The following is a 12533-nucleotide window of genomic DNA, read 5'->3' as shown; positions in this document are numbered from 1 at the left end:
ATAAAGGCATAATAAAGCCCCATTTTTTGGAATTAATATTAAATTAACTATTTTAGATACTAGACACTCACAAAAATACCTCTCTTCTTTGAAATCTATCTCTTATAATATATTATAATTTTAATCTAAATGTCAATGTTATTTTCTCTAAATCTACTTTATAAAATAAGCTAGCCATCTAAAAAATCTCCCTGTATTCTTAAAAGAAATTATGCTGCACAATAATTCAGTGAGCTTTCCAAACTTCCTATAAAAGAAGTTAAATGCTAGAAATGGAACCCATTGCTTTTTAGACTTTGGTAATCTTTTCATTATATTTTTAAAGGTGTATACCTCTTTATATATCCATAGATAGCCATTATATAATTCTTCTGATGTCATATTCTTGGGTTTATATACTACATGGGCAGTATTATAATTTGACAAATTAAAATCTACAATTCTATTTTCCTCTATTAATGATGAGTATAACTTTGTACCAGGATATGGGGTAAGGATATGTGAGGTTACCGTTTCTATCTTATTTTTAACTATCCATTCCAATGTATTCTTAAATACTGAAGTCTCATCTTCATCTAATCCAAAAACAAAACTTGCATTTATCATTATTCCCCTTTTATGAATTTCATCTACAAGTTTCTCATATCTCTTTACACTATTCTGCACCTTATGAACACTATCTATCGATTTACTATTTATACTTTCAAAACCTATAAATAAACTTTGACAACCAGCTTCCTTCATTTCATCTAGCAATTCAGGCATATCCACTATATTAGAGGTAACTGCTGCATTCCATTTTAGTTTAAGAGGTTTTATTTCCTTTAATAATTTTTTTGTCCACTTAGGATCCCCAATAAAATTATCATCAATAAACATTATATGCCTTGTTTTTAATGCATTTATATCTTTAATTACATCCTCTATAGGTCTGTTAATATAAGTTTTAAGTGTATCTTTGCAGCTATTATAGCAAAAATCGCACTTAAAAGGACATCCTCTGCTTGTACTAATTATATTTGTATATAAATACTTTTTATTATCAATAACGTTATAGCTAGGTGATACTATTTCACTCCCGTCAATATTTCTCATGTCATAGTATATCTTCTTAAGTGAATTTTCTTCTTTATCCTTAAGAATTTTTATCCAAACTCTCTCAGCCATCCCCACACATATTGCGTCAAAACTATCAATCACTCCCTCTGGGTCTGCCGTAATATGTATACCTCCTGCAATTACTGTAACGCCTCGGTTATTAAACTCCTTTGATATTTCCGCTGCTCTATTCATAACATCTACAGTGACAGATATTGCTACCAAATCCACAGGCTCGTCAAAATCTATCCTTTCAACATTTTCATTTTGAATAATAACTTCATGCTCTTTGGGTGTAAGATTTGCTATTGTAAGTAATGCTAATGAAGGCGACATTCTCGTTTTTAATTTTGTATCCATAGGTCTGGGCAGCATTGCAGGTTGAATCAATTTGATTTTCATACATTACCTCTCAAAACATTTAAATTTCGAACAAACTTGAAACAAAAATTAAGAATAATTAAATCTACATAGAAGGTATTAACACAAATATTAGAAAAAACATAAAAATTATTAACACTATACAGCTTACTAATGAAATAATTGCAACCACTTTATTCTTTCTTAAAACACCAAATATTACCCCTAAAACTGTTATCACTAAAAAAGAAAATAAAATTATTGTTAAACTCAATTAAATTCCCCCAACCTTAGATAAACTTATTAGTAAAACATGTTCTCTGTGCCAAGCCAAACGTCCCTTAGCACATCTATGAATCATCTCTGTATTCTAAAATATCACCCGGTTGGCAGTCCAAAGCTTTGCATATTGCCTCTAAAGTTGAAAATCTAATAGCTTTTGCCTTTCCATTCTTTAGTATAGAGAGGTTTGCCATGGTTATTCCAACCTTCTCTGTAAGTTCCGTTACACTCATTTTTCTTTTAGCCAGCATCACATCGATATTGATTATAATTGCCATTTTATCACCTCACACTGTTAAATCATTTTCTGATTTTATATCAATAGCATCTTGCAAGAGTCTTTGAAGAACAGCAGCAAACACTGCTATAGCCATTGAAGCAAAAATTGGAACCATTCCCATTACTATGAGACCTGGGGCATCGTCTTTCTCTGCTAAAATATAAACGAATGGCAGAATTACAACATACACGATACTGATTATATTTGCACAGTATTTTATATTCCTTAAGGCTTTTACAGATAGTTCCGAAAAAGCTTTATTCTTGTCAATATAACTCAAAAGTCTTAAAGCCTGATATAGAGCACCGAAAAACGGTATAGTTGATACATATATACCTATTATTACAGGATAAAGTATATGAGCATAATTGATATTTACTGGATTTTTAGTTAACCAATACAAGCCAAATATACACAAAGCAAGCACCGGAATTCCAATAATAATCACAGCTATCCTTAAGAAAATAGTTGAATATTGTTTCATAAAAAGCACCTCTCTTTTAATTTATGTATATAGAATAGCATATCATTTATTGTTTATCAATAAATTTTTATCGGGTTATATTATATTTTTATTGATGCTACGCATAAATCAGGTTAAAATACCCTTTTGCAGCACTGCATTCATTTTGAAATAGCATTAAAACTATTTATTAACTACCACAATAACACACGCTATTAAAGTAGAACATAAAATGTAATTTACCCTATAAAAATAACTGCATCGGTATAATACCAATGCAGTTATTTTTAACTTGCCTCGTGCCACCCACGTGGCAAGTTTATGGTCTATATTGCTGATTCATTTCTATTACTATGCCACCTTTAATATTTACCTCAAAGATTTCCCATGTGTCATATTCATCGCTTGTTATAAAACTAAAATCTCCATTTAAATCTGCCATATCTAACCCTTCATCAGTATATATTATTCCGCTGATTTTTAAATCCTTACTTACCTCTAACGTAACATTGCCGCTGATAGGAGCATCAAAGCCATCACTGGGAAGAAAGTCGCCATATTCATCATCGTGTTCAATTACGCTTTCTCCAGTTTCTCTTTCATATTCACGTGCTTCATTTAAATCAGAAATAAATTTATCAAAATATCCTTCTACATATCTTTTGCCGTCTTTTATATATCCTTTATTTACATGAAACAAGAACTTTTCCTGTCCATTTAATATCTTTGTTGCTGCTTCACTTACTGAGGCTTTGCCACCTAGTAAAAATAAATTGTAATAATTAGTAGCATCTAAATATTTCTTTTGTTCTATTATATTACTTCCATCTGTAAGTATAATTGGTGCATTTAATTTTGCTGCTAATGCACTTCCTGACAATGCATCTGGGAAACCTTTTCCACTTGCAATTACTGCAGAAGTTGTATCTAAATTAAAATATTTACATATGTTTAATGAGGTTTCATATCTAGTATTTCCACCAATTCTTACTATGCTGCTATCATCTAGAGAAGATACTATGTTCTTTAATTCATCTATAAGAGAGTTACTTAAAGACCCTTCTCCTCCTATTAAAAATACCTTGGAAGGTTGAATATCGTTTATAGTACTTTTAATATCACTAGGTAAATTAATCTTATTACTCATAAGTATAGGATATCCCTTTAATGCAGCAACACTTGAAATACTTAAAGCATCTGCAAATCCATACCCATTAGCTATAACCACCGGAGTCCCCTTTTCTACATTCATGGAATTTACAATTGTTTTATTTGTGGCAAATCTATCACTACCGCCAAGCCTTTTTACATTGTACCCTTGAGATTTAAAATAGTCTAGAAATTTATCGTCTACGGATGCTTTTCCCCCGAGAACATAGATTGTACCGCCTTTTACCAAATGGCCTTTTATATAATTTACTGCATTAGAACTGCTGCTTACAGTTTTATCTACAAGTAAAATTGGAGCATTGAATTTTTTAGAAAGTACACTTCCTGTAAGTGCATCAGGAAAATTACTACCGCTTGCTATGATTACATTTTGTACTTGAGCACTGCTAAATTTATTTGAAATATTAGCTGAAGTTTCAAACCTATTTCTACCATCTATTCTATTTACGCTATATGCTTCTTTTGCCTGTACTGTGTTTACCATGGTCATAGCCATAAGTGCTGAAATAATAATATATCTTTTTTTCACTTTGTTATGCCTCCCTTTATACACTCTATTGTAAAACTAAATTTTATTATCGGTAGATAAGACTATTTCTTTAGTATAATATTCTATATTTCATAGCAATAAAAACTATCTCCGCATAAAATGATTACTATATAATTAAGAGGGGGATTGTCGTGGAATTTTCTGTTGTTATTGAAAGTGTTATTTCATTATTTCTTATAATATTAGTCGGAGTATATGGCGCCAAGAAAAAAATTATAACCCCACAAATAAATAAAGGGTTAATAGATATTCTTATACAAATAACATTGCCTCTTATGATTCTTTCTTCTTTTATATTTACTTATGATGACGCTATTAAATCTAATGCCATAAAAACATTTTATTATAGCATTGCTGCTTATATAATAGTTATTCTTGTTTCATACCTGCTCCTTTTACCAATAAGAAATGATAAAAAAATAGTATTGCATTTCGCTAATGTGTTTACTAATACAGGTTATGTTGGATTTCCTATACTAAATTCTATATATGGCGCTGAGGGTATTGTATATGGATCAATATTTAATATGTTCTTCGTAATATTTGTTTGGACATATGGAATTATTCTATACAAGGGCAATTTTCAAAAGAAAGATTTAAAAAATGAGCTTAAAAAAATTCTTCTGAATCCATCTATTATAGCAATATGTGCAGGCGTAATAATCATGATATTTAATATTCAATTACCAGGTGCCATATTATTCAGCATAAGAAATATTGGGAACATCACTGGTCCATTATCAATGATTATTATTGGAGTTATAATTTCAGATGTGAAAATAAAAGAATATATAAAAGATTGGACAATATATTATGGAATAACTACTAAATTAATACTTATTCCTTCCATCATTTACTTAATTTCATTGCTTATACTAGAAACATCCAAAGCTGTAAATACAGTTATTATTATGACTGCTATGCCAGCTTCTGCCATGACTTCAATACTAGCAGAAAGTTTTGATAAAGAAAAAGATTATGCAGCTGTTATTGTATCTGTAACTACACTACTTTCTTTAATTACAGTTACTATACTGTTGAAAATCATATTGTAGAGGCCAATACCAACTAGAAAAATCCTCCTCTAAAATCAGGGGGATAGGTTATATTTTATTCCTTTTTCACTTGAAACCCAATGGAATTAAAAAAGATGACTCCTGTAAAATACAGAAATCAGCTAAATAATATTAATATAATCAATATAAAAATTTTAAAGCTCTTTTGTAGAAAAAGTTTTAAGGTAACATCCAATTAATCTTCATTTTTTATATCTTTTAACAGTCCTTCAAACCATTGAACATTTACTAAATGATGAGACCGTGAATTTTCTAACATTTTTTTAAAATAATTAGGGATACTTTCACCATGTTCAAGAGATTCTTCTAATAAAGAAATTTTCTTTTTAGTTTGTTCGATTTGTATTTCTATTAGTTTTACTAGCTCCTCGCTTTTATATTCATTAGCAAATAGCATTGCTGCATAAAAAGATAAGTTTATATAATCTGTTTTAGAGCCATATTTGTACATTAATTTTTGAAATTCTTTCTCCCCTAGTTCAGTGAGGATATAATTACGCGTCTCTCTAGTATTGTCTAACTCTTCAATTTTTTTAATATATTGTTTTTCTTCTAATTGTTGAAGATTATAATAAAATGATCCTTTAGTGAAATTTACTATATATTTATAGTGCTTCTCTTCCATTAATGCTAATAATTCATATCCGTAAGAACCTGGGTTTTGTTTTAACAAACCTAAAATTAGTAATGGTATCAAAAAAACATCTCCTTTAATTACAAGGTTTAATCATTGTTGATTTGCATGACCTGAGATACGAATTCATCATATGATATTTTCACTAATGCAAAATCCATACTTTTTATATATATCTTTTCTCCTTTAGTATGTGTTCTAGCATAACGTAAATTTAGCAACTCATCTTCATTAACTAATGGCTTCAACACATGCTGCTTATTAGAAAAGGCTTCAAAATATCGTAACCCAAATTTTCTTTGAGAATTTGCATTAATATGAATACCATCGGGATTAGAAGTTAACCCTGAGGCTGTAACAAAGTAACAATTATCTTGTTCAAAGGCAAATTTTTGTAACTCTTGATTAATGAACTTATATTCAGTACAGCTTTTCCCAAATCCTTCTTTGCCTAAAAAATCACCTAAACCACCAATAACAATTGGAATGCCTGGAGCGTTCAACTCTTTTCTAAGCGCATCAATAATTAAAAGTAATTTCTTGTAATAGACTTTGTAGTTACCATTCATACCATCACTTTCTCCTTGATGCCATAGAATTCCTGCGAGCTCACTACTTTGCATAGCAAATTTAGCTTCAGTTATTGCATGTTTAAAAAGCACTTCGTCTACAGCCCATTCATCTAGTGTACTTCCACCTTCAGCACAAGGAATTAAGCCAATGGTGTCTTCTTGATTTTGGTGGCACCATGCATCTGCAAATGAACCAGCTAGACTTATTCCTGAAACAGGACGGTCATAATTGATGGGCTCAGTCATCATTTGCCATCTACCATTACGCAGCATTTGTATTCTTTCATTATAAATTGGGGGCACTTCATGAATAAACCCTCGTCCAGCCATATTCGACTGTCCTAACATTAAAAATGATTTAACCATTTTCTTCATCCTTTCTTTCTACTTAATATTTATTAAGGAATTTTTCCAATTCTCAATAAATGTTAACTAGTTATTTATTTAATCCTTTAGCTATTGCACTCAATACATTCGTATTCATCTTCTGAGCGTGTATTAATTCATTACTTTAGTAGATTTTCCTATATATTAAAAACTACTAAAGTGTCATTGGTCTAATTAGACTAATGACACTTAAATATTATAGTCTAATTAGACCAATTGTCAATAATATTTTTTAAAAGTAGAGCCAAAATATATTTTAACCCGTTAATAGGTATCCACTGTAAACTCGTTTGTGAAACCACTAGTATGGCTTAGCAACTGACTAATGGTTATTATAGATATTATTCTTAATTACAAGTCTAATTCTCTTTCTATCAACGCTAATGAAATATGAAACGCCTTAATCCGGCGTATGGCCAGTGTGTGTTGAGGAGTACCTTCTCTAAATTTTGGCTTCACGTTCTCAATTCTTTGAATAAATAATGGTATAGCCTGCATAGCTTCTTCTAACTCTTCTTTTGAGTAATTATATAAAAAATCCTTCTCTAATGCTTTTGCTATCAATGAGGATGCTATATAGTGTACTCTGAGATTTTTAGCAACCATAGTCATCTGGGAAGTACATGGAGTCTGTTTTTCGGACAAGGTTACTTTTGCTTTCTCATTTTTGTGGATTGTTGATAATATTGCTTTCTGTGCTGCTTCTAATTCTGTTATTGTAAACTCGCTCATATAATCTTACCTCCATTTCAGTATTTATATTTTTATTATATAACATTACTGCAACAAGTAAACTTTTCTTACATGACTTTTTCCCCTCCTGTGCAATCCCTATTCCTAAGTTAGCACAGATAACAGGGATTTTCCCATGTGCCTCGCCAAATTCAACATTTACGTTGCTATAGCTTTTCGCTTGCTTGTGGGACAAAAGAATTACTGTGTCCACATGCATGAGAACATAATATTTATACAAGGGGCTGTCGCCCAAAGAATAAAAACTACAATATATTGTATTAGATTTTTAAATTCTAAAACAATATACTGTGGTTTAATTTCTTAAAGCGACAGCCACATCTAACCCTGTGGGTGAGTAACTATACTTAGTATAAGAACAGGTTATAATTTCTTATATATCCTCATTGCAAAGATATAAGCAATAACTATTATTGCTATGCACCAAGCAAGGGCAGCCCAGATATCACTTCCTACTGGTTGGTTTGCTAATAAATTGCGAATAGCTTCCACGATAGGGGTTACAGGCTGATTTTCTGCAAAGGCACGTACTGCTGAAGGCATAGTATCTGTTGGTACAAAGGCAGAACTGATAAACGGTAAAAAGATGATTGGATAAGAGAATGCGCCTGCACCATCTGGTGTTTTAGCAGCAAGTCCAGCAATTACCGCAATCCAAGTTAAAGCAAGTGTAAATATTCCTAAAATTCCAAATACCGTCAACCATTCTAAGATTCCTGCTGAAGAACGGAAGCCCATTAATAATGCAACAAGTATAATCACTATTACAGAAATTCCATTTGAAATTAATGAAGTTAATACATGTCCCCATAATACTGTAGAGCGAGCGATAGGCATAGAGTGAAAACGTTCAAAGATACCACGCTCTTTATCTATAAACAAACGGTAAGCTACATATGCAATTCCACTACCAATAGCCATTAACAATATACCTGGTAATAGATAATTAACATAATTTTTTGTACCTGTTTGGATTGCACCACCAAATACATAAACGAACAATAACATCATCGCAATTGGTGTGATACAAACTGTGATAATTGTATCCATACTTCTAAAAATATGACGCATAGAACGTCCAAACATAACACTCATATCTTTGAAAAAATATTTATTTGTAGATCCCATTTATTTCTCCTCCTTTTTACCAATGATTGTTAGGAATATTTCTTCTAATTTAGGTTGCTTCTCAACATATTCAACTTTTGCAGGTGGAAATAATTTTTTCAATCCCTCTAGTGTATCTAGAGCAATAATTTTTCCTCCATGAAGAATAGCGATTTTATCTGCAAGTTGCTCTGCTTCCTCCAAATATTGAGTCGTTAAGAATACTGTAGTCCCTACAGCTGATAACTCTTTTACAATTTTCCAAACTTCTAAACGTGCTTCTGGATCAAGACCTGTTGTTGGCTCATCTAGGAAAATAATCTTTGGATTTCCCACAAGACTCATTGCTATATCAATTCTTCTCTTCATACCTCCAGAGTAAGTACCCACTCTGCGGTCTGCAGCCTCTGACATGCCAAAACGACTAATTAACTCATCTGCTGCTCCATTTGGATTTTTAAGATGTCTAAGTTTTGCTATCATTTGAAGATTTTCACGACCAGTCAAAATTTCATCAATAGCAGCAAACTGACCAGTAAGACTGATAGAACCTCTAATGTCCCCTGGGTTTTTTTCAATATCAAAACCATTGATCTGAGCACTTCCAGCATCTGCTTTAAGTAGAGTAGCCATGATTCTAATCATCGTTGTTTTTCCTGCTCCATTGAAACCTAGTAATGCGAAAATACCGCCCTGCTCTACTTCAAAATCTACTCCTTTGAGTACTTCTACATCTTTGTAAGACTTTTTTACCCCTTTAATCTGTATGATATTTTTTTTCACTTTCTTTTCCTCCTCTACAATATAGTAACCTTACTCAAACTTAAGTCTAATCCTTTCAATGCAGCTTGATCAGTTTCATAAAAAAGAGCCGACAACTGTGATTTCATTCACGGTTATCGGCTCTGCGTCTTAGCGTCTGGCTCTTTGATAATTGATATATTTAGTTGTTTTACATTGATTATAGTTTCCTGTTTACACTTAGGACAAAATAGCGGAAAGTGTTTAAGTATCGTATCAACACCTATCTTGACCCGTGTTTTGCTGCCACAGACCGGGCATAATATCCACTCGTATTTACACACTCTACCATCCCCATATCTCTCTTTTACTTTGTTTTACCCGTAACCTTTTTCATGGCCTTTTTAACTTCTTGGTCAACAGATTCTTGATAGATGTCAGCGTAAGTCTTTGAATCTTTGATTAAATCGTCACAAAAAGCCGCTACATCATTGCCCGTCACTTCGAGCACGCCTTTTCCCAAGGCCGCACCCTCTTCAAAAAGATCCATAATCCCGGAGAGCAAGCCTATTCCGTCGGTTAGCTCAACAGGGCCTACCTTAAAGATATATTTCTGAATCTCTTTATAAACAATCTGATAATCTTTTGGAAGCGATTTGACACGTGCCACGTGCGCTCGCCACTCTTTTTTACCTTCGATGATATCTTGTATTCCCATTTTATCCTCCTATTTACCTAATTTTTTAGCGATATTATTGTTGAGCTGCTCACGCCACTTGTCGCGAAAAGACTTTGCCCCTTCTTCGCCGACCAGCGCTGAACAGAAGCCTTTGATATCGTCACCCAAAACCTCTTGAACGCTCTGACCGTCCGCCGCCGTTTCTTCGAGCAGGCCAAGCACACCGTTAAAAATTGGCATGAGGTTGCGACCGGTAAGATCTGAGTACGGCCAAAGATTGACTTTAATTTTTTCCCACGCCGCTTGATAATCAGCCGGCAGCTTTTGGGCTCGCGATTCAAAAGTTTTCAATTTTTTAGTCATGTCGCTCCCTGTGACTTTCTCCCAAAAATTCATTACTTTCTCTCCTTTAACTCGTTAATTTTTGATGATACGAACTCCCATTTTCCCCAAAATCTCTGCAGCTCCTCACGCCCCGCTTCGTTCAGCGTGAAAAACTTTCGCGGCGGTCCCATATCAGATGGCTTTTTCGTAATTTCCACCAGCTTGTTTTTCTCAAGTCGCACCAAAATGGTATAAACTGTCCCATCCACAACGTCCGAAAATCCCAGGGCGTTCAGATGTCGCGTGATCTCATAACCGTAGGTTTCCTGGTGGCTGATAATTTCAAGAACACAGCCTTCTAACACCCCTTTTAGCATTTCCGTAAGATTCTCCAATGTAACTCCTCCTTGCTATTCTGTAACACTGATATTCAGTATTACTTACTACAGCTATATAGTAACACATAGTAGCGGTAGTGTCAATATAATATATATTTGTTTTTTTACATCTATTTTTATCAATGAAATTTAAAATAATACGAAAGATGAAGACAATTACCTTATAATACAAGTCCATACCTAATTTTCTATACTTAAATATCATTGCTTAAACATTTGAGTGTATTTTCGAACTTAAGATATCCTAAAACATTAGCCAACTTCATAGTGGACCCTAGGATGTCTCATATTTTTGCTTTTATTAGAAATATTTAGAATAAAATTTTGCATTTAAACAAAACTAATTTTGAAGTTATACAAAATAGTTTTTGAAAGGAGATTTAGTTCATGAAGGCTCTCATTTATAACGGATATAAAAACGTTCAGGTTGATAATGTAAAAGACCCAGTAATACAAAAAAATGATGACATTATTGTCAAGATAACCTCTACAGCTATTTGCGGCTCTGATCTTCACTTAATTCACAGCAGGGTTCGCAATCTTCCCCATGGTTTCGTATTAGGTCACGAAGCCATGGGCATTGTGGAGGAGGCAGGCAAGGATGTAGTCAATGTTAAAAAAGGAGACAAAATAATCGTGCCATTCCCTGTTGCCTGCGGTCACTGCTGGTACTGCGAGCACGGCCATTGGAGCCAGTGTGACAATTCAAATCCAAATGGCGAGGCAGGTGGAATGTTTGGATATAGTGAATCCTATGGTGGATACGATGGAGGCCAGGCGGAATATCTTCGTGTGCCTTACGCTAATGTTGGTCCTAAAGTAATTCCTGAGGATTTAACTGACGAGCAGGTTTTATTTTTAACAGACATCTTGCCTACCTCATTTTGGGGAGTAGATATGGCAGGAGTAAAGCCTGGGGACACTGTTGTAGTTTTAGGCTGTGGTCCTGTAGGATTATTAACTATAAAATGGTGTATTTTTAAAGGCGCTAAAAGAATTATTGCAGTAGATAGAGTTCCATATAGACTTCATCACGCTAAACGCTACGGAGTTGAAACTGTAAATATCGAAGATCATGATAATACTGGATTTTATCTTAAGGAAATCACCCACGGAGGCGCTGATGAGGTTATTGATTGTGTAGGAATGGATGGAGCAATGTCTGTAATAGAAGCTGCAGAAAGCTTTTTAAAGCTTCAGGCTGGCTCAAAATCTGCCATAGAAATAGCTTCAGAGGCAGTAAGAAAGTGCGGCACTGTTATGATGGTTGGAGTTTATGGAGGAAGGTACAATTTGTTCCCTCTTGGAAATTTCTTTGGCAGAAATATAACCTTAAAAATGGGTCAATGTCCTGCTCATGCCTATGTAGATCCTATTCTTGAACTTATAAAACAGGGAAAATTTGATGCCACAGATATAATTACTCACAAACTTTCTCTTGATAAGGGGGATCATGCTTATAAAATATTTGATGAAAAGCTGGATAACTGCATAAAAGTTATTTTAAAACCTTAGTTAATACCTATAAAAATTAAATATACCTTCCTTGTTTAATGGTTATGGTCATCAAACCTACTTCCATTTTACATTGGAGGTTTTTTTTACTCATAGCTATGGGCTTCCTCGAACTACAGGTATAACCTGTGGTATTCTAAATGT

16 protein-coding genes are annotated in these 12533 nt (G+C 33.3%); 2 read left to right on the top strand and 14 right to left on the bottom strand.

The annotated features are described in order from the left end of the window. Nucleotides 1-153: 153 nt before the first annotated feature. The 5 genes from JOC70_RS00900 to JOC70_RS00880 form a co-directional block, all read right to left on the bottom strand. Nucleotides 154-1500 (bottom strand): B12-binding domain-containing radical SAM protein, encoded by a 1347-nt coding sequence (locus tag JOC70_RS00900; RefSeq protein ID WP_204597043.1) that lies wholly within the window; start codon nucleotides 1498-1500, stop codon nucleotides 154-156. A 64-nt stretch (nucleotides 1501-1564) separates the two neighbouring features. Beyond that, entirely contained in the window at nucleotides 1565-1732 is a 168-nt protein-coding gene (locus JOC70_RS00895; RefSeq protein WP_204597042.1) for a hypothetical protein, read from the bottom strand. 76 nt (nucleotides 1733-1808) lie between these two features. Further along, nucleotides 1809-2018, bottom strand: a complete 210-nt coding sequence (locus JOC70_RS00890) for a helix-turn-helix domain-containing protein (RefSeq protein ID WP_204597041.1) — start codon at nucleotides 2016-2018, stop codon at nucleotides 1809-1811. A 9-nt stretch (nucleotides 2019-2027) separates the two neighbouring features. After that, the gene (locus tag JOC70_RS00885; protein ID WP_204597040.1) at nucleotides 2028-2504 is read right to left on the bottom strand and encodes a DUF2975 domain-containing protein; all 477 of its coding nucleotides are present in this window, start codon (nucleotides 2502-2504) and stop codon (nucleotides 2028-2030) included. Nucleotides 2505-2802: 298 nt separating this feature from the next. Next, complete coding sequence (locus tag JOC70_RS00880; RefSeq protein WP_341534838.1) at nucleotides 2803-4182, bottom strand: cell wall-binding repeat-containing protein; 1380 nt, start codon at nucleotides 4180-4182, stop codon at nucleotides 2803-2805. A gap of 152 nt (nucleotides 4183-4334) precedes the next feature. On the opposite strand from JOC70_RS00880, the gene JOC70_RS19345 reads away from it, so the two are divergent. Then, nucleotides 4335-5258: an AEC family transporter gene (locus JOC70_RS19345; RefSeq protein ID WP_204597039.1), complete on the top strand. Its 924-nt coding sequence runs from the start codon at nucleotides 4335-4337 to the stop codon at nucleotides 5256-5258. Nucleotides 5259-5454: 196 nt separating this feature from the next. On the opposite strand, the gene JOC70_RS00870 is transcribed toward JOC70_RS19345, so the two are convergent. From JOC70_RS00870 to JOC70_RS00830, 9 genes are all read right to left on the bottom strand, one after another. After that, nucleotides 5455-5976 carry a PadR family transcriptional regulator gene (locus JOC70_RS00870; protein ID WP_204597038.1) on the bottom strand — a complete coding sequence of 174 codons (522 nt, stop codon included), beginning with the start codon at nucleotides 5974-5976 and terminating at the stop codon, nucleotides 5455-5457. Between the two features lie 26 nt (nucleotides 5977-6002). Further along, nucleotides 6003-6851, bottom strand: a complete 849-nt coding sequence (locus tag JOC70_RS00865; protein WP_204597786.1) for a sialate O-acetylesterase — start codon at nucleotides 6849-6851, stop codon at nucleotides 6003-6005. 372 nt (nucleotides 6852-7223) lie between these two features. After that, nucleotides 7224-7604: a hypothetical protein gene (locus JOC70_RS00860; RefSeq protein ID WP_204597838.1), complete on the bottom strand. Its 381-nt coding sequence runs from the start codon at nucleotides 7602-7604 to the stop codon at nucleotides 7224-7226. A 384-nt stretch (nucleotides 7605-7988) separates the two neighbouring features. Next, a complete protein-coding gene (locus tag JOC70_RS00855; protein WP_204597037.1) occupies nucleotides 7989-8753 on the bottom strand; it encodes an ABC transporter permease in 765 nt (254 codons plus the stop codon). Further along, the gene (locus JOC70_RS00850) at nucleotides 8754-9515 is read right to left on the bottom strand and encodes an ATP-binding cassette domain-containing protein (protein WP_204597036.1); all 762 of its coding nucleotides are present in this window, start codon (nucleotides 9513-9515) and stop codon (nucleotides 8754-8756) included. Nucleotides 9516-9628: 113 nt separating this feature from the next. Continuing rightward, entirely contained in the window at nucleotides 9629-9817 is a 189-nt protein-coding gene (locus JOC70_RS00845) for a cysteine-rich KTR domain-containing protein (protein ID WP_204597035.1), read from the bottom strand. A 23-nt stretch (nucleotides 9818-9840) separates the two neighbouring features. Further along, on the bottom strand, nucleotides 9841-10191 hold the full coding sequence (locus JOC70_RS00840) for a DUF1048 domain-containing protein (RefSeq protein ID WP_204597034.1): 351 nt from the start codon (nucleotides 10189-10191) through the stop codon (nucleotides 9841-9843). A 9-nt stretch (nucleotides 10192-10200) separates the two neighbouring features. Continuing rightward, nucleotides 10201-10548 (bottom strand): DUF1048 domain-containing protein, encoded by a 348-nt coding sequence (locus JOC70_RS00835; protein WP_204597033.1) that lies wholly within the window; start codon nucleotides 10546-10548, stop codon nucleotides 10201-10203. Beyond that, entirely contained in the window at nucleotides 10548-10871 is a 324-nt protein-coding gene (locus tag JOC70_RS00830; protein ID WP_204597032.1) for a PadR family transcriptional regulator, read from the bottom strand. Before JOC70_RS00830 ends, JOC70_RS00835 begins: the two co-directional genes overlap by 1 nt. 390 nt (nucleotides 10872-11261) lie before the next feature. Here JOC70_RS00830 and JOC70_RS00825 point away from each other — a divergent pair, with 390 nt between their 5' ends. Further along, nucleotides 11262-12389 carry a zinc-dependent alcohol dehydrogenase gene (locus JOC70_RS00825; RefSeq protein WP_204597031.1) on the top strand — a complete coding sequence of 376 codons (1128 nt, stop codon included), beginning with the start codon at nucleotides 11262-11264 and terminating at the stop codon, nucleotides 12387-12389. The last annotated feature ends 144 nt before the right edge of the window (nucleotides 12390-12533 follow it).

The sequence above is a fragment of the Clostridium pascui genome (genome assembly GCF_016908015.1).
GTDB lineage: Bacteria > Bacillota > Clostridia > Clostridiales > Clostridiaceae > Clostridium_AK > Clostridium_AK pascui.
The sequence above is the reverse complement of the archived record's forward strand: the minus strand, read 5'-3'. Positions and strand labels throughout refer to the sequence as shown.

Coding starts and splice junctions, on each gene's coding strand:
- JOC70_RS00900 (WP_204597043.1), bottom strand. CDS start 1,500: ATGAAAATCAAATTGATTCAACCTGCAATGCTGCCCAGACCTATGGAT.
- JOC70_RS00860 (WP_204597838.1), bottom strand. CDS start 7,604: ATGAGCGAGTTTACAATAACAGAATTAGAAGCAGCACAGAAAGCAATA.
- JOC70_RS00855 (WP_204597037.1), bottom strand. CDS start 8,753: ATGGGATCTACAAATAAATATTTTTTCAAAGATATGAGTGTTATGTTT.
- JOC70_RS00865 (WP_204597786.1), bottom strand. CDS start 6,851: ATGGTTAAATCATTTTTAATGTTAGGACAGTCGAATATGGCTGGACGA.
- JOC70_RS00890 (WP_204597041.1), bottom strand. CDS start 2,018: ATGGCAATTATAATCAATATCGATGTGATGCTGGCTAAAAGAAAAATG.
- JOC70_RS00885 (WP_204597040.1), bottom strand. CDS start 2,504: ATGAAACAATATTCAACTATTTTCTTAAGGATAGCTGTGATTATTATT.
- JOC70_RS00825 (WP_204597031.1), top strand. CDS start 11,262: ATGAAGGCTCTCATTTATAACGGATATAAAAACGTTCAGGTTGATAAT.
- JOC70_RS00840 (WP_204597034.1), bottom strand. CDS start 10,191: ATGGGAATACAAGATATCATCGAAGGTAAAAAAGAGTGGCGAGCGCAC.
- JOC70_RS00835 (WP_204597033.1), bottom strand. CDS start 10,548: ATGAATTTTTGGGAGAAAGTCACAGGGAGCGACATGACTAAAAAATTG.